This window comes from Pseudomonas sp. 1152_12, assembly GCF_052850675.1.
The window spans coordinates 37,444-59,700 of the sequence record NZ_VXCW01000004.1 but is presented as its reverse complement, the minus strand read 5'-3'; the positions used below and the strand labels follow the sequence as shown (position 1 = coordinate 59,700).

Annotated in this window: 17 protein-coding genes; 10 read left to right on the top strand and 7 right to left on the bottom strand. The window is 61.2% G+C overall.

Going from position 1 to position 22,257, the window contains the following annotated elements; genetic code table 11:
• Positions 1 to 28 precede the first annotated feature (28 nt).
• Entirely contained in the window at positions 29 to 892 is an 864-nt protein-coding gene (locus tag FW764_RS08200; RefSeq protein WP_446433507.1) for an alpha/beta hydrolase, read from the top strand.
• On the opposite strand, the gene FW764_RS08195 is transcribed toward FW764_RS08200, so the two are convergent.
• Both FW764_RS08195 and FW764_RS08190 read right to left on the bottom strand, forming a co-directional pair.
• Positions 889 to 2,412 carry a M91 family zinc metallopeptidase gene (locus FW764_RS08195; protein ID WP_446433506.1) on the bottom strand — a complete coding sequence of 508 codons (1,524 nt, stop codon included), beginning with the start codon at positions 2,410 to 2,412 and terminating at the stop codon, positions 889 to 891. The two genes, FW764_RS08200 and FW764_RS08195, sit on opposite strands and share 4 nt — an antisense overlap.
• 106 nt (positions 2,413 to 2,518) lie before the next feature.
• Positions 2,519 to 3,862, bottom strand: coding sequence for an MATE family efflux transporter (locus tag FW764_RS08190; protein WP_446433505.1), 1,344 nt, complete (start codon positions 3,860 to 3,862; stop codon positions 2,519 to 2,521).
• A gap of 300 nt (positions 3,863 to 4,162) precedes the next feature.
• On the opposite strand from FW764_RS08190, the gene FW764_RS08185 reads away from it, so the two are divergent.
• Positions 4,163 to 9,058: an alpha-2-macroglobulin family protein gene (locus FW764_RS08185; protein ID WP_446433504.1), complete on the top strand. Its 4,896-nt coding sequence runs from the start codon at positions 4,163 to 4,165 to the stop codon at positions 9,056 to 9,058.
• A 79-nt stretch (positions 9,059 to 9,137) separates the two neighbouring features.
• On the opposite strand, the gene FW764_RS08180 is transcribed toward FW764_RS08185, so the two are convergent.
• On the bottom strand, positions 9,138 to 9,428 hold the full coding sequence (locus FW764_RS08180; protein ID WP_446433503.1) for a hypothetical protein: 291 nt from the start codon (positions 9,426 to 9,428) through the stop codon (positions 9,138 to 9,140).
• 226 nt (positions 9,429 to 9,654) lie between these two features.
• Between FW764_RS08180 and pbpC the strand changes: the two genes are divergently transcribed.
• From pbpC to FW764_RS08150, 6 genes are all read left to right on the top strand, one after another.
• Positions 9,655 to 11,946, top strand: a complete 2,292-nt coding sequence (gene pbpC / locus FW764_RS08175) for a peptidoglycan glycosyltransferase PbpC (protein ID WP_446433807.1) — start codon at positions 9,655 to 9,657, stop codon at positions 11,944 to 11,946.
• Positions 11,947 to 12,156: 210 nt separating this feature from the next.
• Positions 12,157 to 12,465: a MazG-like family protein gene (locus tag FW764_RS08170; protein ID WP_083355457.1), complete on the top strand. Its 309-nt coding sequence runs from the start codon at positions 12,157 to 12,159 to the stop codon at positions 12,463 to 12,465.
• The gene (locus FW764_RS08165; protein ID WP_446433502.1) at positions 12,458 to 13,207 is read left to right on the top strand and encodes a methyltransferase; all 750 of its coding nucleotides are present in this window, start codon (positions 12,458 to 12,460) and stop codon (positions 13,205 to 13,207) included. The genes FW764_RS08170 and FW764_RS08165 overlap by 8 nt, the downstream gene beginning before the upstream one ends.
• A gap of 24 nt (positions 13,208 to 13,231) precedes the next feature.
• A complete protein-coding gene (locus tag FW764_RS08160; RefSeq protein ID WP_446433501.1) occupies positions 13,232 to 13,834 on the top strand; it encodes a DUF4136 domain-containing protein in 603 nt (200 codons plus the stop codon).
• Positions 13,835 to 13,879: 45 nt separating this feature from the next.
• Positions 13,880 to 14,437, top strand: a complete 558-nt coding sequence (locus tag FW764_RS08155; protein WP_446433500.1) for a DUF4136 domain-containing protein — start codon at positions 13,880 to 13,882, stop codon at positions 14,435 to 14,437.
• A 157-nt stretch (positions 14,438 to 14,594) separates the two neighbouring features.
• Positions 14,595 to 16,571: a pilus assembly protein TadG-related protein gene (locus tag FW764_RS08150; protein WP_446433499.1), complete on the top strand. Its 1,977-nt coding sequence runs from the start codon at positions 14,595 to 14,597 to the stop codon at positions 16,569 to 16,571.
• Here the strand turns inward: FW764_RS08150 and FW764_RS08145 are convergent.
• Both FW764_RS08145 and FW764_RS08140 read right to left on the bottom strand, forming a co-directional pair.
• Positions 16,568 to 19,300, bottom strand: coding sequence for an ATP-binding protein (locus FW764_RS08145; protein ID WP_446433498.1), 2,733 nt, complete (start codon positions 19,298 to 19,300; stop codon positions 16,568 to 16,570). The genes FW764_RS08150 and FW764_RS08145 overlap by 4 nt on opposite strands.
• Complete coding sequence (locus tag FW764_RS08140; RefSeq protein WP_446433497.1) at positions 19,297 to 19,734, bottom strand: TadE/TadG family type IV pilus assembly protein; 438 nt, start codon at positions 19,732 to 19,734, stop codon at positions 19,297 to 19,299. Before FW764_RS08140 ends, FW764_RS08145 begins: the two co-directional genes overlap by 4 nt.
• Positions 19,735 to 19,809: 75 nt before the next feature.
• Here FW764_RS08140 and FW764_RS08135 point away from each other — a divergent pair, with 75 nt between their 5' ends.
• Together FW764_RS08135 and FW764_RS08130 are read left to right on the top strand one after the other, a co-directional pair.
• Entirely contained in the window at positions 19,810 to 20,280 is a 471-nt protein-coding gene (locus tag FW764_RS08135) for a prepilin peptidase (RefSeq protein WP_446433806.1), read from the top strand.
• Between the two features lie 125 nt (positions 20,281 to 20,405).
• A complete protein-coding gene (locus tag FW764_RS08130; protein ID WP_446433496.1) occupies positions 20,406 to 21,188 on the top strand; it encodes a response regulator transcription factor in 783 nt (260 codons plus the stop codon).
• Positions 21,189 to 21,258: 70 nt separating this feature from the next.
• Here FW764_RS08130 and FW764_RS08125 read toward each other — a convergent pair whose 3' ends face one another.
• Together FW764_RS08125 and FW764_RS08120 are read right to left on the bottom strand one after the other, a co-directional pair.
• Positions 21,259 to 21,528: a DUF3613 domain-containing protein gene (locus FW764_RS08125; protein WP_446433495.1), complete on the bottom strand. Its 270-nt coding sequence runs from the start codon at positions 21,526 to 21,528 to the stop codon at positions 21,259 to 21,261.
• Between the two features lie 2 nt (positions 21,529 to 21,530).
• Positions 21,531 to 22,247, bottom strand: coding sequence for a tetratricopeptide repeat protein (locus FW764_RS08120; protein ID WP_446433494.1), 717 nt, complete (start codon positions 22,245 to 22,247; stop codon positions 21,531 to 21,533).
• Positions 22,248 to 22,257: the final 10 nt, after the last annotated feature.

Here is a 22,257-nt window from a genome sequence, read left to right as displayed (position 1 = left end):
GTCCTGCAGTTTCTATAGGGCCTGAATAATGTCGAAAAAGCTCATGCAAGCGTTTACCTTGGTCATCGCCGCCTTTCTGGCGGCTTGCTCGCCGATCAAAGTGCTCAACGCACTGACGCCCTCCAGTACCTTCACCAAAACATCCGCTATTGCCTACGGTGCCGACCCGCGCCAAACGCTCGATATCTACCGCCCCGTCAGCGCCTCGCCCAATGCTCCAGTCGTGGTGTTTTTCTACGGCGGCAGTTGGAACAGCGGCGCCAAGGAAGATTACGGTTTTGTCGGCGAAGCCCTGGCTTCGCGCGGCATCGTGGTGGTGATTGCCGATTACCGGCTCTACCCGCAAGTGCGTTACCCACTGTTCCTACAGGACAACGCACAGGCCGTCGCCTGGACCTATCAGCACATCGCCGAGTACGGTGCGGACCCCAAGCAGCTCTACCTGATGGGCCACAGCTCCGGCGCCTACAACGCATCGATGTTGGCGCTGGATGCGCGCTGGCTTGGCGAAGTGAATATGTCGCCGTCGATGCTCAAAGGCTGGATCGGCCTGGCTGGGCCCTATGATTTTCTGCCGATTGAAAACCGCGACGTACAGCCAGTGTTTTTCTTCCCCGATTCACCGCCTGATTCTCAGCCGATCAATCACGTCAGCCATGACGCACCACCGAGCCTGTTGATCGCCTCGGTGAGCGACACGCTGGTCAACCCAACGCGCAACACCGGCGGGCTGGCGAAAAAACTGCGAGCCGCTGGTGTGCCGGTTCAAGCGTTTTACTTCACCAAGACCAACCACGCCACCTTAGTGGCATCGATTGCCAAGCCCTTACGCTGGCTGGCGCCGGTGCTGGATCGGGTGACAGGGTTTGTCAGGTCTACACCCACGCCCTAAACCTTGCGCGGCGCTTCATCCCATAAGTACCGATCACGCGAGCGAACCCCCATTTCCTGGCGTAGCGCATTCTCGGTGAACGGCGCCGGGTTGGTCGTGGTTGGCCGGGTGAGCGGGTTGTTGTCGTAATCGAACAGTTCCCCATCAACGATGGCGAGGCCGAGCGCTTGATATTCGACGTTATTGACAAATGCCGGCATGCCGTAGCGCTCCACGGGGTTTCCATCGGAGCCAAAAGCCTGTTGATTCCCGGGTTGGTAGGTGCCGGTGGCGCCATTGTAGGCGTGAGCCAACTCGTGCTGGAGTGCGAGCAGCGGTGTCATCGACAGCTTTTTGCCGAAGTGGAACGTTTGAAGTTCTATTTCAGCGTGTGTGGCGACTAAGCCAGCCTCCTCATTTCTGATATAGCCCAATTCGGGTTTGCTTTGATGCCGTGAAGCGGGAAGCTGGTCGCTGTAGGCATTTCTGAAGTAATAGTAGCTGAGGTTCATGTCGGCAGATTCTCGCAGGGTGACAGGTGACCTAATGGCGTCTACGAAACGGTCCATTTGCTCAAGTATCTGTTGGCCGACAGGCGAGCTCCTGAGTTGGTCAAGAATGTCTTCTGCAGCGTCAATGAACTCGGGAGTACCTGCTATTTTTATTCCTTTTCTACCGACGTCCTTGACCTCCATGTACGTGATGCTTGAGTGCTCATTGTGATGAATCTCGTCGGAGGCTTTGGCGTAAATTCGGTCTTTTTTGCCAATGGAGTGAATCAGGTCATGACCCTCCCCGGCGTAAAACGTGGTTTTGTTGGCCCCTATCAGCTTATCGTCGCCCTGGCCCCCATTTAAAACGTTGGTGCCGCCCCCAGCTTGTAAGTGGTCGTTACCCTGACCGCCGTTCAAATAAACCAGCCGTCTGTTGGCGCCCTTGCCTGCATACAGCGCGTCATTGCCTTTGCCTCCGGACAGCACGGCATCGCCCGCGCCCGCATACATCTGATCATCGCCGTCGCCACCCAGGGCAATTCCGCCGCCGCTGCCCAGGCGAATAATGTCGTTGCCGCTGCCGCCATTGACCCGTGCGTAGCCGGGGCCTGTTTTGACCTGATCATCCCCGTCTCCCGTCATGATCCGCACTGCGGCCTTAACGCCAGGACCAATGACGACCGCGTCATTTCCGCCCTGGGTCTCAATATTTATCATGTGCAGGTCAGTGTTTTCAGGCATTGGAAAGAGGTAGGTTTTCCCATTGATGGTTGCCGTTAACGTCGTGTTGTCATGGGGGGTAATCTTTATAACGTCTGCCGTATCGCCGGTGATGATGTGCGTCATGCTGGCTGAGTGGTAATTGCCGGCACTGTCCCGCCAGGTTTCCACTTCGCGCGTGATCAGCACAGTGGGTTCGTTGAACAACGTTTGTGTATGTAGGCCAACTTCAGGCGTCGAGGTCGACAGGCTGGTCGTTTCAGGCGTTACTGCAAATGCAGTGGGGCCGGACGCGCCGAGGGGGATGCGGGAAAGTAATGTGCCCACGAAGGCTCCTGTATCCATCTGGCGCTGAGTAGGAGGGGGCGCCAGTCGGATCGTGTGTGGCTGCAGTCATTGGAGCGGATCCACGAGGAGTTGTAAGCATTCTTCACTACTGGGCGCTGAGCCAGCGGTCCTGTTTGTTCAAGCGCCAGGCAATCGCCCACAAAGTAAGGCTGCGCAAGGCCATGAACAGCAGAAAGGTTATCCATAGGCCGTGGTTGCCCAGGCTCTGCAACGCCCAGGCGAACGGCACCATCAGCAGCACCGTCAGCAGCATGCCGTTGCGCATTTCCCGCGCGCGGGTGGCGCCGATAAACAGGCCGTCCAGCAAGTAGCTCCATACCGCAATCAGAGGCAACACGGCCAGATAGGGCAAGTAGAGGTCGGCGGTTTCGCGCACGCTGGGAATGTCGGTTTGCATGGCGATAAACAGATGGCCAGCGAAGGTGAATAGCAGCGCGAAGCCGACACTGGCGATCAATGACCAACCGCAGGCGACCACCAATGAGCGGCGCAGCGCCTGACGATCATGGGCGCCGATGGCATGCCCGCACAGCGCTTCGACAGCGTGGGCCAGACCGTCCAAGGCATGGGCCGTCAGCAGCAGGCCATTGAGCAGCAGCGCATTGGCCGCCACGGTAGCATCGCCCAGTCGCGCGCCTTGTACCGTGATCATGAAAAACACCGATTGCAGCGCCAGGCTGCGGATAAAAATGTCGCGGTTCACCGCCAGCAGTGGGTGCCAGCTCTCCCACATTTTTAGTGTGGCCCAGGCGATATGGCCGGGGTAGGCGCGCAGGGCTTTTTGCGTGAGGGCCAGGCCGAGCAGGGCGCCGGTCCATTCGGCAATGACGGAAGCGCGCGCGGAACCGACCACGCCCCAATCCAGACCAAGGACGAACCACAGGTTCAAGGCGATGTTGACCAAGTTGGTGGTCAGTAGAATTGCCAGCGGCGCGCGGGCGTTTTGCGTGCCGAGGAACCAGCCGACCAAGGCGTAGCTGGCCAGGGCGGCGGGCAGGCCGAACAGGCGGGTGTGGAAAAACTCGCGGGTCAGTTGATTCAATTCGGCTGAAGGCTGCATCCACTCCAGGGCCAGATGGCTCAGCGGGATGCCGACGGTGCCCAGGAACATCGCCAGGCCCAGTGCCAGCAACAGGCCTTGCAGCAGGATTTGCCGCAGTGCCGCGCCATCATTGCGCCCGGCAGCTTGGGCGGCAAAGCCGGTGGAGCCCATGCGCAGAAAGCCCATCGCCCAGGCGAGGAAGGTATACAGGCTGGCACCGACGGCCACGGCGCCCAGTTGGTGCGCATGGGGCAGGTGGCCGATGACCATGCTGTCCACCAGGGCTACCAGCGGCACCGAGATATTGGACAGGATCATGGGCGCAGCCAGGGCCCAGACGCGACGATGGGTGGGGCGGTGGCGCCAGTCGGTGAGCAGGGTTGTCATGGAGGCTCCTTTGGGGGAGCGGCATTGTAACCGGGCATTAGCAACACAGCAGGACCAATGTGGGAGCGGGCTTGCTCGCGAAAGCGGTGTATCAATGAAGGATATGTTGACTGACCCACCGCCTTCGCGAGCAAGCCCGCTCCCACATTTTGATCTCCATTGTTTGTCGGATTTGACTTGAGCTGAGGGCCGGCCAGAACCAAACCGCCCTCCGTCGGTCAATGTGACCAGTACCACGTCGGCCCCACTCGGGCTGATATATAGTTCACCCCTCGGCCCCTTCTCACTACGAGTGCCCCAATGCTTAACAAAGGACTGTTCCTTGCCTGTGCGCTGGCGCTGCTGAGCGCTTGCGATTCTTCCGATAAAGCGGCTGCACCGCCTGCGCCAACGGTGGCGACCGCGCCAAAACCAGTCAAGGCGGCGGTGGATGTGGCAGCGTCGAAGCAGCGTTATGCCGGGCGTGAGTTGAGCGTGGTGGACGTGTCCGAAGTGCAGTTGGATGGGGCCAGCACCTTGTCGGTGAGTTTTTCCATTCCGTTGGATCCCGAGCAGAAGTTCGCCGACAAACTGCACTTGGTGGACAGCAAGTCCGGCAAGGTCGACGGCGCCTGGGAGCTTTCCGATAACTTGATGGAATTGCGTCTGCGCCACCTCGAGCCGCAACGCAAACTGGTGCTCACCGTTGACGCCGGTGTTAAGGCGGTCAACGACAAAACACTCGCCGCTGAGTACAGCGCGCGTCTGGAAACCCGCGACCTGCAGGCCACCGTCGGCTTCGCCAGCCGTGGCACCTTGCTGCCGACGCGTCTGGCCGAAGGCCTACCGGTGATTGCGCTGAACGTCGACAAGATCGACGTCGAATTTTTCCGTATCAAGCCCGAATCGCTGCCGTCATTCCTCGCTCAGTGGGGGCGCAATACCAGCCTGCAAAGTTATGAGTCCCGCGAGCTGCTGCCGATGGCCGACCTGGTCTACGGTGGCCGTTTCGACCTGAACCCGGCGCGTAATACCCGCGAAACCTTGTTGCTGCCAATCGCCGGTCTCAAGCCGTTGCAACAGCCGGGCGTGTACCTGGCGGTGATGCGTGCCTCGGGCACTTACAACTATTCGCAACCGGCCACGTTGTTCACGCTCAGTGATATCGGCCTGTCGGTGCATCGCTATGCCAATCGCCTGGATGTGTTTACCCAGGCGTTGGAAGGTGGCAAAGCGCTGGATGGCGTTAACCTCGAAGTGCTGGATGCCGAAGGCCGTGTGCTGGGCCAGGGCAAGACCGAGAAGGGCGGCCATGCCGAATTGCCGTTGCCGAAAAAAGCCCAAGTGTTGTTGGCCAAACAAGGCGAACAAACCAGCATGCTGCGCCTGGACAGCGCCGCGCTGGATCTGGCCGAGTTCGATATCGGCGGCCAGCCGGCACACCCACTGCAATTCTTCGTATTTGGCCCCCGCGACTTATATCGCCCCGGCGAAACGGTGCTGCTCAACGCCCTGCTGCGCGACAAGGATGGCAATGCCGTCAAGCCGCAACCCGTGAGCGTCGAAGTGCGCCGCCCGGATGAACAGGTAAGCCGCAAGTTCGTGTGGGATGCCGACGCGTCCGGCCTCTATCAATACCCACTGCAACTGGCCGGTGAGGCGCCGACCGGGCGTTGGCAGTTGGTGTTCGACCTGGGCGACGGCAAGCCGCAGCTGTATGAGTTCCTCGTCGAAGACTTCCTGCCCGAGCGCCTGGCGCTGGAACTAAAGGGCAGTGAAACGGCGTTGAGCCCGGCGGATAACCCGGTCATTCACGTCAATGGTCGCTACCTCTACGGTGCACCGGCGTCGGGTAACCGGGTCAGTGGGCAAGTCTATGTACGGCCGCTGCGCGAAGCGGTCAAATCGCTGCCGGGCTATCAGTTCGGCTCCGTTACCGAAGAGGAACTGAGCCAGGATTTCGAGCTGGATGAAAGTGTGCTCGACGCCAAAGGTCAGGAAGCACTGACCCTGGAAAGCAAATGGGCTGACGCCAAGTCACCGCTGCAACTGATCGTGCAGGCCAGCCTGCAAGAGTCGGGCGGGCGGCCGATCACTCGACGTCTGGTGCAGCCGATCTGGCCGGCCAAACAACTGCCGGGCTTGCGTGGCTTGTTCGACGGCAAGGAAACCAATGGCGACGGCCCAGCAGAGTTCGAAGTGCTGGTAGCCAACCAAGACGGGCAAAAACTCGCCGCGCAGAACCTCAAGGTGCGCCTGGTGCGGGAGCGCCGCGACTACTATTGGAACTACTCCGAAAGCGACGGCTGGAGTTATCACTTCAACGAGAAATTCCTCAACCTCGACGAACAGACCCTGAACATCAAGGCCGGCGACACCGCCAAGGTCAGCTTCCAGGTGGAGTGGGGCCCTTATCGCGTCGAGGTCGAAGACCCGCAGACCGGGTTGGTCAGCAGCCTGCGTTTCTGGGCTGGCTACCAGGCGCAGGACAATACCGAAGGCGGCGCTGTGCGTCCGGATCAGGTCAAGCTGGCGCTGGATAAACCCGCGTATGGCGATGGCGATACCGCCAATGTCACCGTCACGCCACCGGCAGCCGGCAAGGGCTACTTGTTGGTGGAGTCCAGCGAAGGGCCGCTGTGGTGGCAGGAAATCGATGTGCCGGCCGAGGGCAAAAGCTTCGCCGTGAAGCTCGACCCGAAATGGGCGCGCCATGACCTGTATGTCAGCGCGCTGGTGATTCGCCCTGGTGAGCGCAAAGCCAATATCACCCCAAAACGTGCGGTGGGCCTGCTGCACCTGCCATTGGATCGTACCCAGCGCAAACTTGGCCTGACCCTCACTGCACCGGAAAAAATGCGCCCCAAACAACCGCTGACGGTGAAGATCGCCGCCAAGAATGCCGATGGCAGCGTGCCCAAGCGGGTGCATGTGCTGCTGGCGGCTGTGGACGTGGGCATCCTCAATATCACCGAATACCCGACACCGGACCCTTACGCCAGCCTGTTTGGCCGCAAGGCCTATGGCGTGGACCAATTCGATATCTACGGCCAGTTGATCGAAGCCGGCCAGGGTCGTCTGGCCAGCCTGGCCTTTGGTGGTGACGCGGCGCTGGCCAAGGGCGGTAAACGCCCGGATACCAGCGTGACTATCGTTGCGTTGCAGAGCGCGCCGGTGACCTTGAATGAACAGGGCGAAGGCGAAGTCAGCGTCAACATCCCGGATTTCAACGGCGAACTGCGTTTGATGGCCCAAGCCTGGAGTGATGATCGCTATGGTATGGCCGAAGGCAAGACAGTCATCGCCGCGCCGCTGATTGCCGAGCTGTCGGCGCCGCGCTTCCTGGCCGGTGGTGACCAGACGACTCTAGCCCTGGACCTGTCCAACCTGTCGGGCAAAGCACAGAAACTCGACGTGCAACTCAGCGCTGAAGGGCAACTTGAGTTGGTCAACAGTGGCGCGCAATCTGTTGAGTTGAAACAAGGCCAGCGCACCACCTTGCGCATCCCGGTTAAAGCCTGGGGCGGGCTGGGGCAGGGCAAGGTCAAGGTCACGGTGAATGGCCTGGACTTGCCGGGTGAAAACCTGCCGCCGTTTAGTCGCGAATGGACCCTGGGCGTGCGCCCGGCATACCCGGCGCTGCTCAAGCATTACCGCGCCGTGCTCAAGGATCAGCCGTGGAGCCTGCCGGTCGGCGCGTTGGACCCGTTTGATGCTTCGGGGCGTGAAGCGCTGCTGAGCCTGTCGAGCCGGCCGCCACTGAACCTCGGCGCGCAGATCAGTGCGCTCAAGGCTTACCCTTATGGTTGCCTGGAGCAGACCGCCAGCGGCCTGTATCCGTCGCTGTATGCTGACGCTGCGTTGCTCAAGCGCTTGGGCGTCAAGGGCGAGTCGGACAGCGAGCGCAAGCGCAAGATCGAGCTTGGCATCGAGCGCCTGCTGGGCATGCAGCGCTACAACGGCAGCTTTGGTTTGTGGGGCGCCGATGGCGAAGAGGAATATTGGCTGACCGCCTACGTCACCGACTTCCTGCTGCGCGCCCGTGACCAGGGCTTCGCTGTGCCGCCTGAAGCGCTGAAAAAAGCCAGCGAGCGCCTGTTGCGGTATGTGCAGGAGCGCAACCTGATCGAAGTGGATTACAGCGACAATGCTGACCACACCCGTTTCGCCGTGCAGGCCTACGCCGGCATGGTGCTGGCGCGCAGTCAGCAGGCGCCATTGGGCGCATTGCGCAGTATTTTCGAGCGCCGCAGCGATGCGCGCTCCGGGTTGCCTTTGGTGCAGCTGTCCATCGCCCTGCAAAAAATGGGCGACCAGCCACGTGCTGATCAAGCCTTGCTCGCAGGGCTCGCGGCTCAGCGCAATGGCAAGGAGTGGCTGGCCGACTACGGCAGCCCTTTGCGCGATCAGGCGATGATCCTGGCACTGCTCGAAGAGAACGACTTGGCCAAGGGCAAGCGCGAGGAGCGTTTGTTCACGCTGTCGGACCAGTTGGCGGCCAGCCCATACCTCTCGACTCAGGAGCGTAATTCACTGTTCCTGGCCGGACGTCTTGGGTTCTCACAGCCAGAGTCGGACTGGCGGGTCTCGCTCACCGGCAGTGGCGGTGCGCATGAGCTGAACAATCAACAGTCGACGCTGGCGCTGGACGGCAAGCTGCTTTCCAGTGATTTGGCCTTGAGCAATCAGGGGGAGGCGCCGGTGTACCAGCAACTGACGATCTCGGGTTACCCCCAAGTGCCGCCGGCAGCGGGCGGCGACAACCTGAGCATCCGCCGCGAGTACCTGGGCATGAACGGTCAGCCGTTGAACCTGCGTAACGTTAATAGCGGTGATTTGGTGCTGGTGCATTTGGCCGTCAGTGCCAAGCAGCGTGTGCCGGATGCCTTGTTGGTGGACCTGTTGCCTGCGGGATTGGAGTTGGAAAACCAGAACCTGGCGCAAAGTGCCGCCAGCCTGGAAAACGCCAGCAGCCAAGTGAAGGAGTGGCGCGAGTCGATGCAGAACGCATCGCTCAAACACCAGGAATTCCGTGATGATCGCTACGTGGCTGCGATGAATCTGGATGGCTATGGCACCACGCACCTGCTGTATCTGGCGCGTGCGGTGACGCCGGGGATTTATCGCGTGCCGCCGCCGCAGGTCGAGTCGATGTACCGGCCGAACTGGCAGGCGGTGGGAGAGACGCCGGGGGATTTGGTGATTAAAGGCCGCTGAGAAAATCTTGGCTTGGAATGGAGGCCAAATGTGGGAGCGAGCAAGCCCGCTCCCACAGGGATCTCGGTGGGTCGTGGGTTTAGTGGACGACCCAGCTGAGTAGCCACAGGCCGAGCATTAGCCAGATGACGCCTGCGATGATCGAAGCGCGCATGAAGGCGCGAACGGCGGAATACAGGAAGAGCAGGCCGACGATCAAGGTGATGATGCTGATGATCGAAGTGTCCATGCCCAGCGCCCGGGACATGCCTTCGACGAAGTTGCCGCCCGCGTTGGTCAGCACATTGAACAGTCCGCTGAAGAATTCGACGATGTAGTGGATGATCAAGCCGATTGTGTTACCCAGCCATCCGAAAAAGTCTGCTTGCATAGGTGTGTCTCGATGAATAAGTGGACGAAATTGCCAGTACTGAGCCTTTTGTCGCGACGTGGAGCGGCTAGTTCCCTGAAGCATAGAGGTTTGCGGAGTTGAATTTGCGATTTGTTGTGGGCGTGGTGGGGCAGGTGTGAGTGAGTTGACTGATAGGCCGTCATCGCAGCGATGCGGCGACCCGACAAGCCAGCTCCCTTATTTACTGCGCGTGGGCGTGGGTGTTGTGTTGTCGGTGATTGCGCTGTTGTGGCTGGCCGACCGTATCTGGCCGTTGCCTTTGCCCAAGGATGATTTGGCCCGAGTGGTGTTGGCTGAGGATGGCACGCCGTTGTGGCGGTTTGCCGATGCCAATGGCGTGTGGCGCTATCCGGTGCAGACCAGCGAAGTGTCGCCGTATTACCTGGAGGCGCTGCTCACCTACGAGGACCGTTGGTTTTACGAGCACCCCGGCGTGAACCCGTTGGCGCTGGTGCGGGCGACCTGGCAGAACCTGACCGGCGCGCGCGTGGTGTCGGGCGGCAGCACTTTGTCGATGCAAGTGGCGCGCCTGCTCGACCCGCATTCGCGCACCCTCCACGGCAAGCTGCGTCAGCTGTGGCGCACTGCGCAGCTGGAATGGCATTTGTCCAAGGACGAGATCCTCACCCTGTACCTGAATCGCGCGCCGTTCGGTGGCACATTGCAAGGCGTGGCGGCAGCCAGTTGGGCGTATTTGGGCAAGTCCCCGGCTCAACTGACCCACGCCGAAGCCGCGTTGCTCGCCGTATTGCCCCAGGCGCCGAGCCGCCTGCGCCCGGATCGCCACCCGCAACGAGCCCAGCAAGCCCGTGACAAAGTACTGCGCCGCCTCGCCGAATTCCAGGTGTGGCCGCAATCGGCAGTCGATGAAGCCCTCGAAGAGCCGCTGCTGCTCGCCCCACGGCTGGAGCCGAGCCTGGCGCCCTTGCTCGCCCGCCGCCTGAACCGCCCCGACAGCCCGCCGTTGATCCGCACCACCCTGGATGCCACGCTGCAACGTCGTCTTGAAGACTTGCTGTTGGGCTGGCGTGCGCGGCTGCCGGAACACACCTCCGCTGCCATTCTGGTGGTAGAAGAAGAAAACATGGCCGTGCGCGCTTACCTCGGCTCGGTGGATATCAATGACGCCAAGCGCTTCGGTCATGTGGACATGATCAGCGCGTTGCGCTCGCCCGGCTCCACCTTGAAACCCTTTCTTTATGGCATGGCGCTGGACGATGGGTTGATCCACTCCGAATCGCTGTTGCAGGACGTGCCCCGGCGCTATGGCGATTACCGTCCGGGCAACTTTTCGATGGGCTTCAGCGGCGCGGTGCCGGCGAGCACGGCGCTGTCCAGTTCGCTGAATCTGCCGGCGGTGCAGCTACTGGAAGCCTATGGGCCGAAGCGGTTTGCCGCCGAGATGCGCATCGGCGGCGTGCCCTTGGCGCTGCCCGCACTGGCCGAACCGAACCTGGCGCTGATTCTGGGCGGCGCGGGTAGCCGCCTGGAAGACTTAGTCAGCGGTTACAGCGCGTTTGCCCGTGACGGCAGGAGTGCGGCTATTCGATTACAGCCGGACGATACGCTCAAAGAACGGCCTTTACTGTCGCCAGGGTCCGCCTGGATTGTGCGGCGCATCCTCAGCGGGCAAGCGCGGCCCGACCGCGACCCACGTGCCGAGCTGGTGCAGCGCCCGGTGCTGGCCTGGAAAACCGGCACCAGCTATGGCTTTCGGGATGCCTGGGCAATTGGCGTGGGGCCGCGTTATTTGATCGGCGTGTGGATCGGCCGCCCCGATGGCACACCGGTGCCGGGCCAGTTCGGCCTGGCTTCGGCGGCGCCGTTGATGTTGCAGGTGCACGACGTGCTGACCAACCGCGACAGCCAGCGTGGGATCAGTGCGCCCGTAAAACCGGTTCCCGCCAATGTCGGCGTGGCGGCAATCTGTTGGCCGCTGGGTCAGCCCATGAGCCGTAGCGACCCCAACTGCCGCCGTCAACGGTTTGCCTGGACGCTGGACAACACCACGCCTCCGACCTTGCAAGCGTTGGATCAGCCGTTGAGTGTGGGCTTGATGGAAAGCGTGTGGGTCAATGGCAAAGGCTTGCGGGTTGACGCGCATTGCCCTGGCGCGGTGTCGAAAAACATCGCGCTGTGGCCCGCGCCGCTGGAGCCTTGGCTGCCAAGGGTGGAGCGTCGCGAAGCGCGAATACCGCCTGCCGATCCTGATTGCCCACCGCCAGCGTTGGCAGCCTCTTCGCCTTTATCTATTGTCGGTGTACGCGAAGGCGACCAACTGCGCCTGCCCGCCGCCAGCCAACAGGCCTTGCGCCTGAAAATCTCCGCTCTGGGCGGCAGCGGCCGACGCTGGTGGTTCCTCAACGGCGCACCACTGGGCGACAGCGCCAACCAGGACGCGATCAACGCCAGCTTCGAACAACTGGGCCGCTACCAACTCAGCGTCCTCGACGAAGCCGGCCAAACCGCCCGCCTCGAATTCAGCGTCGTCGACTAGCCAAGCATCGCCCCTGCCTGCGAACACATATCAAATGTGGGAGCTGGCTTTCCTGCGATAGCGCCCGTAGCAACTCCTCCCTAATTTGATCTGCACCGATTCAAAGGTGGGAGGGGGCTTGCTCCCGAAGGCGTCCTCAAACACACCACAGGGTTTAACTTGCCTTCAATGCTCATCCCCCCGAAGCTATACACCTTCAGGAGCCCCCGCATGAACCTCGAACACCTCACCGAACGCTTGCATCGCATCCGCGATAACAACGACTGGAAGCAATTCCACAGCCCGAAAAACCTGGCCATGGCTGCCAGCGTGGAAATGTCCGAACTGGTGGAAATCTTCCAATGGCTGACCGAAGACCAATCGCGTCAGCTACCCGCGGACACACTCGCCCACGCCGGGCAGGAAGTCGGCGATATCGTGTTGTACCTGCTGTTGCTGTGCAGTGAGCTGGGCCTGGACATGAACGAGGTGGTGCGCGCCAAACTGGCCGACAGCGAACGGCGGTTTGCCCATGAGTGATCGTCATTTCGACCAACTGGCCACGCGCTTCGCTCAGAAAATCTACGGCGGTGCCAAAGGCGCCATTCGCCTGGCGGTGCTCCAGGCCGACCTGATCGAAGCCCTGCCTGACCGCCCGTTGCGTGTGCTGGATATCGGCGCGGGCCTGGGGCATATGTCGCTGTGGCTGGCCGAACGCGGCCACCAAGTGACCTTGGCGGAGCCTGCCGAGCCAATGCTTGAGGGCGCGCGCCAACGCTTCGCCGACGCCGACCAGACCGCGACCTTTATCCATGCGCCGTGGCAAGAATTGCTCGGCCAACTCACCGAGCCCTATGACCTGGTGTTGTGCCACGCCGTGCTGGAGTGGCTGGCCGAGCCCCATGCGATCTTGCCAGTGCTGCACCAGCTCACGGTGCCCGGTGGCTGGCTGTCGCTGGCGTTCTACAACCGCGATGCGCTGATTTACCGCAACCTGCTCAAAGGCCACTTCCGCAAAATGCGCAAAAATGACCTGGCTGGCGAAAAGCAGAGCCTCACCCCGCAACAGCCGCTTGACCCACGTGAGTTGGCGGCGCAACTCGAGGGGCTTTGGCAGGTCGAAAGCCAAAGTGGCGTGCGGGTGTTCCACGACTATATGCCGGTGGAATTCCAGACCCGCGCTGATTTAAAGGATTTGTTGGAGATGGAACTCGCTCACCGTCGTCACCCAAGCTTTGCCGGACTTGGGCGTTATTTGCACTGGATCTGCCGTCCGGTTTAAGCGGCCCAGTCTGCGGAGGTCGAAATGCGTCGTCTCTGTTTGATCTTGTTATCGTTGGGCTTGAGCGCCTGCTCCAGCCCCAATCCGTACGTGGCCACCTCGGCCCCAATGCCGCCAGCTCCGGCCCAGGCGGCCACCACCTTTGATGCCAGCGCTTACCCGGCGCCGGTGCGCGACTATGGCGCCTACCGCAGTTGGGGCTGGCTCAACGGCCAACTACCGCCGGGCACCGCCTGGGCCGATTCGGCGCAGGTTGCCGAAGCGGTCAGTGGCGCCCTAGACCAGCGCGGCTTGCGCCCCTTGCATGACAACCGCCCACCCGACCTGTTGGTAAGCGCCGAGGTGCGCCTGGAAAAACGCTTGCGCCAGGTCCAGGACGACTATGGCTACGGTTACGGTGGCTATAACCGCTATGGCAACGGCTACGGCATGTACAACAGTGTGCCGGTGGTACGCACCTATGAAGTGACGGTCGCGGTGGCGCGGATCAGCTTGTTCGACGCTCGCACCCGCCAGCCGGTCTGGAGCACCAGCGCTGAAACCACCAGCCAAGGCAGCCTGAGCGAGCGGGCTGATGCATTGCGCGAGGCGATGCAAAAAGCCATGAGCGCTTATCCACCCAGCTAGCAGCTATTCTCATTTCAGGCTCAGATTGTCTTTTGGAGAACAACCATGCTTCGTCGCGTTGCTGCACTTGCTGTTGTTGTAGTGCTGGGCGGCTGCCAGACCAGCCAGGTCAACCACGATTTTGACACCAGCCGCGACTTCGGCGCCTACCGCAACTGGGCCTGGAAAGACCCAGCCCTGCAGTACCGTCCGGATGATCCACGCATCAAGAGTGACCTTACCGAACAACGCATCCGCCAGGCGGTGGGCGAGCAACTTGACCAGCGCGGCCTGCGCCCGGCTGCGGCGGGCACCAAGGCCGACTTGAACGTACAGGCCTACCTGATCGTTGAGGACCGCCAGCAACAAGTCACCACTAATTACGGCGGTGCCTGGGGCGGCCCGTGGAATGGCTACTGGGGCGGGCCGATGTACAACGAAACGCGCAACATCAGTTATAAAGTGGCGACCCTCCAGATCGATCTGCTGGACGGCAAAGACGGCAAGCTGGTGTGGCGCGGCAGTGACGAGCAAATGATGGCCAGCAGCCCAAACCCACAAGACCGCAACAACGCCATCCGCACCACCGTCACCAAAATCCTCTCCAACTACCCACCGCACTGACCAACGATCACCCCAAAACCCTGTGGGGGGAACAAGCCCCCTCCCACATTTTTATCTCCATGTACCCTAAGGTCAGCACCCCCCTCAGCCCTTGTCTACACTCAACTACATCCCAGGAGAGTAAGCGCTCGGCGATTCGCCGGCACAGGAGTGCTCGATGTCTCCCCGATTTCAGTGCAAGCAGCGCGGCGCCATTGGCCTGATGGCGGTTGGCGTATTGGCTGTGGTCTTCGCCTTTACCTTATTGGTGGTCGACAGCGGCCGCTTGTACCTGGAAAAACGCAAGTTGCAAGGCGTGGTGGACACTGCGGCGCTGGAAGCTGTCAGCCGCAACGGTACCTGCCTGGCGGGCTTGAGCGCGGCCACTTACGCCGGGCAAAGTGTGGCACGCAATCATTTCGTGATCGGTAACGGCAACACCCTGGTCACCCAATGCGGCAGCGTGACCACCGCCGCCTCTGGCCTGCGCACCTTCAGTGCAAACTCCGCGCTGTCGTCAGCCATTCAAGTGGTCGCCAGCAAAACTGTCACCACCAGCGTGGCCGGTGGCATCTGGTCATTGTTTTCCGGCAACACGGTCAGCCTCAACACCGTATTGACGGCTACGGCAGTTGCGGCCAAGCCCACGCCGAACTTGGCCCAACTGAGCATCAGAAGCACCTTGGCCAGCGTTGATACCGCCAATGCCAGCTTATTGAATGGCCTGTCTTCCGGTTTTTTGGGGGGGAACGTCAGCGTGACGGTCGCCGGCTGGAATGGCTTGCTCAATACCAATATCAGCCTACTCAGTTACCTCGACCAACTGGCGATCAACCTGGGGGTGAGCGCCGGTAATTACACCCAACTGCTCAGCACTAACGTCACCGCCTCGCAGTTGGTCCAGGCTGCGATCACCGTGCTGACCGCCAACGGTGCGACGGCGGACGTATTAACTGCCTTGGGTAACCTCAAGGTTGCCGCCATCAGCCAGACACCGCTGACCCTCGGGAAGATCCTGCAGTTACAGACAGGCACCACGGCTGCGGCGCTGAATGCCAACCTGCAAGTGTTCCAACTGATCCAAGGCGTGGTGCAGTTGTCCAGCAACCAAAGCGCCGCGTCGGCAACCTTGCCTGTGAGTGTGCTCGGGCTGGCTAATATCACCACTCAGATCAAAGTGATCGAGCCGCCGCAATTGTCTGCCATCGGCAATCCGGCGCTCGCTGTGGCTAACCCTACAGGGCCGAACGGGATTTACGTGCGCACCGCCCAGGTGCGCACCCAAGTCACGGTGAGTTTGCCGGTGCTGAGCAGTTTGTCGGGGCTGACCACCGCGGTGAATAACCTGGTGGGCCCGCTGACACCGGTGATCAACAGCCTGTTGAGCCTGAACTTGGTGAGCACGATCAACTCGGCATTGTGTTTGCTGGGGGCTGGCTGCCAGCAACTGGATTTACTGGTGCTGCCGGGGAACCTGCCGCTCAATATCGTGCTGGATGCCGGGGGCGCCAGCAGCTATGTCACCGCTTATAGCTGCCCCACCGGCAGCGCAGGCACCAAGAGCCTGACGGCTTTCACCACGACCTCGCTGGCGTCGCTGAATGTGGGTGCTATCACCAATGCGTTTTCCTCCACGTTGCCGATGACTGTGGCACCTTTGGTGCTGATCGATATCGGCACCAAGACCTGTCATCAGATCCTCGGGATCGGCACCTGTGGCACTCGCGTGCCGTTTACCGGCGGTGGCGTGGCGATCAAGGTGCAAAGCCCGATTGCGGCGAGCAATCAAACCCTGGTGTTTTCCAGCCCCACGCCATTCGCCACACCGCCAAACGTGGGGCTCACACCGACCTATCAGGCCGCGACCCCGGCGACCAATGTGGTGAGTAGCCTGTCGACCACGCTCAACGGCGTGAGTATCACCGCCTACCAGCCGTCGGGCGGCAACCCACTGGGCGCGCTGGCGCCAACCGTTGTGGCGCTGCTCGGCAGCGTCAGCGCCATCGTCACCCCCGTAGTGGATAACCTGCTGGCCCCGCTGCTCAACCCGATCCTCAACAACCTGTTGAACATGCTCGGCATCAGCCTGGCAAATGTGAACGTCGGCGCCAATCTAACCTGCGGCCAGACCGGCGGCGCCTACTTGGTAATTTAAGCGTCGGTGGCCCTGGGCAGTTCCACACAAAACCGCGCACCGTGTTCACCGTTACTGACGCTAAGCCGTCCGCCCATGTTTTCGACAATGCCGTAGCTTACCGACAGACCTAATCCAGTGCCCACGCCAATCGGCTTGGTGGTGAAAAACGGTTCGAAAATGCGCTCCAGCAAACGTGGGTCGATGCCACCGCCGTTGTCCTCGACCCAGATGCGCACGTGACGGCTGTCGTGTTCGGTGTGCACGGCGATCCACGGGCGCAGCTCAGGGTTGTTTTCACGTTGGTTCAGCAGGGCGTCGCGGGCGTTGACCATCAAGTTGATCAGCACTTGCTCAAGCTGGTCGACGTAGCCTTTGACTTGCACCGGCATATCCGCCTGCGTCAGGCGCACTTCCACGCCTTTACCGCGCAGGCCTTCGCTGAGCAACGACAGGGTGCCCTCGACGGCCTGCGCCGGGTCGAAGGGTTGCTGCTCGACCTCCGAGCGGCGGCCGAACACGCGCATGTGGTCCACCACACGGGCCGCGCGTTGGACCTGGGCGTCAATGCGCTGGAGTTTTTCGGTCAGGTAGTCAATCTGCGCGTCGCCATTGCCCAGGCGCTTGAGCACATTGACGATAGCCATGCGCATTACGTTCAGCGGCTGGTTGATCTCATGCGCCAGGCCCGTGGCCATTTCGCCCAGGGTGGCCATTTTCGCGCTTTGCGTGAGTTGCTGCTGGGAGCGACGCACTTCGGTGTTGTCGCGGCCCACGGCCTGCACCTCCAGCAAGGCGCCTTGCTCATCGAACACGCCGCGGTCCGACCACACCCACCAGGCATGTTCGCGCCCGGGCAGTTGCAGGCTGATCTCGGCGGTGCTCACCGGGAACTCCGGCGTCAGTTGCCCGATACGCTGCACAAACGCCTCGCGCTGTTCGGCCGACAACCAGTCACCCAGGTTCAGCCCGCGCAGTTGTGCGGGACGGCATTCCAGGTAGTTGGCCAATGGCGTGTTGCCGAACGTCAAGGTCAGGTCCGGACGGTAGCGGCAGATCATTGCCGGGGAGTCTTCAACCAGGATGCGGTAGCGCTCTTCGCTGTCCTTGACCTGTTGCGCGGCCAGCGTCGCGTCGGTGACGTCCAGCCACAGCCCTATCGCTTCCACCGGCACACCGAGGTCGTCGCGCAGCAGCTTGGCTTCGTCGAGCAGCCAGTGGTAATCGCCCTGTTTGTCTTGCACACGATAACGGCTGCGCACGCTGCCCTCGCGCAGCAGTTGGCGCGTACGTTGGAAGTACAGGTCGCGATCGTCGGGATGCACCCATTGCACCAGGCTGTCATGGCTGCACTCGGCCAAGGTGCGTCCCAGCAGTGGCAGTAGGCTGTGACTGAAAAATACCGGCAGCAGCGCACCGTTTACGTAGCGTTGCACGTAGATCACCGCCGGCGAGCTGGCAATCAGGTTGTCCAGGCGCGCGTGGGCGGCGTCGGCTTGCACCTGTTGGTTCTTGATGTCGCTGATGTCGAGCATGAAGCCGACCCAGCGACGTTGCTCACCCATGCCTAAGACTTGGCCCTGCACGCGATACCAGATAGGTGGCGGGGCGGCATCGCCACGGTTGAGGCGCACGCTGGCGAACAAGGGTTTGCCCAGGATTTGCAGGTCGCGCAGGCGGCTGTGCAGTTCCTGGCGGTCGGCGGGGTGTATGAGCTCCAGCCAGGTGTCCAGGGCTTGCCGGGTGGGGGCTTCCTCCGAGCCGAGATTGCGCATCAATTGGGGCGCGAGCTGAATCTCGCCGCTGTCAGGCAGCAGCTCAAACCAGCCGGTGCCCAGCAGGCCTTGCAGGGCTTCCAGGCGCTCCAGTTGTTGATGGTGGCGCTGTTCGCGCAGGCGGCTGAGCAGCGGCGCGGCGAGGGCGGCGGCGAGGTTCAGCCAGTCGCGGTCACGCATCTGCGGTTGGCCGCTGTAGGCGCCGCACAGCAGCCACGCGGCGACGCCTTGGCCATCGCGATACGGCACTAGAAAACCATCGGCGTTGCCGAACACGCTGTGCAGACGCGGATGCTCACCCCGCCCGTACGGCGCCTGCAGATTCAGCGTGCTGGTGCCGTTGAGGCTGTCCAGGCAAGTGCCGAGGCGTTGCCCGGGGTGCCAGAACAGCGGTGCGTCATGGTTGGCGTACTGGCTGTAGATCACCCAGCCTTGGTCCTCTTGGTCGAGCAACGCAAGGGCCACACACGGAATGCGCCAGCGCTGTGCCACGTTACATAACTGTTCGTTGAACACCTCGGGCAGCCGGCTGAGGCTGCACACGCGCAGTTGCTCACTCACAAGGCTGGCTAATTGCTGATTCTGTTCACGCTGCTCGGCCAGGTGCCTGCCGCCGAGCAAGTCGCCGATATCCACGGCATGCAGCAGCCAGCCGTTATCTTGGGCTTCAATCGTGCCGCGGGTATGCAGGACGTGCCCGGCGGCGCCGAGGAAATCCAAATCGAGGCTGTGGCGCTGCCAGTCTTCAGGAACGCCCTCAACCGCCACCGCGCTATGGGCGCACAACAAGTCTTGCAGGGGCGGCGAATCAGCGGATTGCGCGAGTTGTGGGCGCAGCGTGCCGTGGATGTCGAGTACGCGGCCGTGTGCGTCCAACAGCACGTGCAGCCCGGCAGAAGGCGGGGCAGGGGTATCGATGGCCAGCGCGCTGCTTCGGCCGAGTAGGCGCCCGAAGAGTTTGTCCCCCGAGGTCAAAACTGCAAGCTCGACGTGGCCTGCAGTGTCACCGGCAACTGAGGTACGGTGCCGATGCCGGGCAGGACAATAAACGGTATTACCGCCTGGAGATTGGCCGTTGGGTAGTTGATTTGCACTGACAGCAGGCCGCCGACGAAGCTGGTGGTGATTTGGTTGGCGTTGAAGTTGTAGGCGGGCGGAATCCACTGCAGGCGGTTGGTGACTGCGGCTTTGGCCGTGTTTTGTACGGCGGTCGGATAGCCGGCCATATTGGGGTCCAGCGCCACACTCAGGCGCACGGCGTCGGCGGTCGCTTGGTTGAACGACTGCAATAACAGCAGCGGCAGGCTATAGCTGACCATGCCGTAGAACACGGCGAAAAAAATTACGAACACAGCGATAAATTCAATCGCTGCCGCGCCTTTTTGCTTATTCGGGAGGCTTGTTGTCATCACCGCGTCTACCCTGACGGCTACTACTTAATATCAGCATAGAATCAATCGGCAAAAAGGGATGGCTTTTACGTGATCAAGGGTGCGTTGGTGGTGGTGTGGTTAGTGCTGTGTGCGGTGCAAGACGCTCGGCAGCGACTGCTCGCCAATCGTCTGACCTTGGGTGCTGCCCTGCTGGCGTTGATCTATCTGCTGTGGACGGGCACCACCTGGCTCGGTGCGGCGGCCGGGCAGGGGCTGTTAGCGTTTGTTCTGGCGTTACTGTTGACCCTGCCTGGTTACGCTCTGGGCCGTTTGGGCGCTGGGGACGTGAAGCTGCTCGCAGCGTTGGCGTTGGCGTCGGATGCCGAGTACCTGTTGTACTCGTTTATAGGGGCTGCGACCGCCAATTTACTTTGGTTGGTAATGGTGCCAAAGCTTTGGCTTCATATGAATCAAGGCCTTAAACGCCATATGGGTTATTTGGCGCCGAACCTGTCAAAAAAGATGCCGTTTGCTCCGTTTCTACTGGTGGGCTTCACCTTTGCCTGGGTGTGGATCCACTAGTCGTTTGAATGTATTAACGCTATGTACATAGTTAGAAAGTGCGTCTACGTTTATCAGTAGATGTGCAGGACTATTCGTTCTAAGGGATCAGTCAATCTTTTGGCTTGCAATGCATGGAGTAGCGCGTGAACAAGCTTATTTCTGCAGTAAAAGTGCTTGTGGTCGACGATCAACCACTCATCGTGGAAGAACTGTGTGAATTTCTTGAAAGCAGCGGTTTCCGTTGCGTCCCGTGTGAGTCCAGTGAGCAGGCCCTGAAGCGCTTCAACGAAGACGCCGAGATCGGCCTGGTGCTGTGCGATCTGCATATGCCGGACATGGACGGCATCGAGTTGGTGCAGGCCCTGCAAAAGGTCGCCGGTAAACAGCGGGCCTTTGAGGCGATCATGTTGACCGGCCGCGCCGACAAGCAGGACGTGATCAAGGCTCTGCGCGCCGGGATCGCGGACTACTACCAGAAACCGATCAATCTGGACGAGTTGCTCGAGGGCCTGCAGCGCCAGGAATCTGTGCTGCAAGAGCGCAAGAAGGAACTGCAACTGGGCAACTTGAACCAGAAGCTGCAGTTTCTTTCCGAATCCATCAACGATCTGTATGAGGACCTCGACAAAGTGCGCAGCAACCGGCCAGGGCTGGACGGTGAAGAGGTGTCGGCCGAGGATGCCGGGCCGCTGGAAATTCCGGCGATCTTCAACCCGTTGTCGCCGCGCCAATTGGATGTCGCCCGGCTGGTGGGCAAGGGGCAGACCAACTACCAGATCGCCTGCGAGTTGGGCATTACTGAAAACACCGTGAAGCTGTATGTGTCGCAAGTGCTGCGCCTGACGCACATGCACAACCGCACGCAACTGGCGCTGGCGCTATCGCCGAACAACTCCGCTTTGCGTCAGCGAGTCACGGCTCACTGACCTACTGCTGTCGAATCTGGTCAAAAATGTGGGAGGGAGCAAGCGCCTCCCACATTTGGAACTGCGTTACTCAATTACTGCCTTCAGTTTTGCCCCCCACCTTCTGCTCGAAATACTCCGGAATGGGGTACTTGTAGCTGTCCAGCAAACGCTGGTGAGCCTTGTCGCGCTCGGCTGCCGAGGCCTTCTGTGGTGTCTTGGACGCTGCGCTGCCCGTGGACTGCAGCGTCAACCATTGCTCGGTGAGCGCCTGCTGCTGCGACGACGGGCCGGGCTCTATGGCCATGACGCTGATGGGCAAGGCGAGCATTGCCAAGCTTGTGAAACAGGGCACTTTCATCATCAGTTCCTCGGGTTGCTTGCGGCGTCAGTGACCGTGGCGATCTGGTCCTTGGCCTTGGCAGCAGGCACGCTGGACACTTTGAGTTTCTCGGCCCGCGCCTGGGCTTCAGTGACTTGCTCAGGGCTCAGGCCCATCTGGCTGACCAGTTGCGCGGCCTGGTGCCAGTTGTCCTGATAAATCAACAGCGTCACCAAGTTGACGGCCGCCAGCGGATCGCTCTGCTTGAGTTCCATGGCGGTCATGAACTCAAAGCGGGCGTCTTCCAGGCGCCGTTGATTGAGGTACACCACGCCCAAGTCATTGCGGATTTTCTCGTCGGTCGGCGCCAGCCGTGAAGCGCGTTGCAAGTGAGCCATGGCTTGCCCGTTATCGCCCTTGGCCGAGGCGATTTGCCCCAGGCCGTGTTCGCCTTCGGCAGCCATGCAGGTGCCGATCAGGCTGCGGTACAACGGCTCGGCTTCGCTGCGCCCGAGCAGGCGGTAGGCCTTGGCCTGGCGCAGGCGTACCTGGGGCAAATTGGTCGGCAAGCTTTGCAGGTTGGCGAGGCTGGCGTGCAGCTTGCCGTCGCCGGCCATTTCATCGGCCAGGTTCAGCGACAGCTCCTGGTCGGAGCTGGGTTTGGAGCAACTGCCCGTAAACCCACCCCACGGGGTTTGGCCATTGGTGGCGCAACCGCCCAGCAGCAACAAGCTCAAACCGGCTATCAAGGCTTTCATCGGGCGCTCC

Coding starts and splice junctions, on each gene's coding strand:
- FW764_RS08200 (WP_446433507.1), top strand. CDS start 29: ATGTCGAAAAAGCTCATGCAAGCGTTTACCTTGGTCATCGCCGCCTTT.
- FW764_RS08190 (WP_446433505.1), bottom strand. CDS start 3,862: ATGACAACCCTGCTCACCGACTGGCGCCACCGCCCCACCCATCGTCGC.
- FW764_RS08185 (WP_446433504.1), top strand. CDS start 4,163: ATGCTTAACAAAGGACTGTTCCTTGCCTGTGCGCTGGCGCTGCTGAGC.
- FW764_RS08180 (WP_446433503.1), bottom strand. CDS start 9,428: ATGCAAGCAGACTTTTTCGGATGGCTGGGTAACACAATCGGCTTGATC.
- FW764_RS08170 (WP_083355457.1), top strand. CDS start 12,157: ATGAACCTCGAACACCTCACCGAACGCTTGCATCGCATCCGCGATAAC.
- FW764_RS08165 (WP_446433502.1), top strand. CDS start 12,458: ATGAGTGATCGTCATTTCGACCAACTGGCCACGCGCTTCGCTCAGAAA.
- FW764_RS08160 (WP_446433501.1), top strand. CDS start 13,232: ATGCGTCGTCTCTGTTTGATCTTGTTATCGTTGGGCTTGAGCGCCTGC.
- FW764_RS08155 (WP_446433500.1), top strand. CDS start 13,880: ATGCTTCGTCGCGTTGCTGCACTTGCTGTTGTTGTAGTGCTGGGCGGC.
- FW764_RS08150 (WP_446433499.1), top strand. CDS start 14,595: ATGTCTCCCCGATTTCAGTGCAAGCAGCGCGGCGCCATTGGCCTGATG.
- FW764_RS08140 (WP_446433497.1), bottom strand. CDS start 19,734: ATGACAACAAGCCTCCCGAATAAGCAAAAAGGCGCGGCAGCGATTGAA.
- FW764_RS08125 (WP_446433495.1), bottom strand. CDS start 21,528: ATGAAAGTGCCCTGTTTCACAAGCTTGGCAATGCTCGCCTTGCCCATC.
- FW764_RS08120 (WP_446433494.1), bottom strand. CDS start 22,247: ATGAAAGCCTTGATAGCCGGTTTGAGCTTGTTGCTGCTGGGCGGTTGC.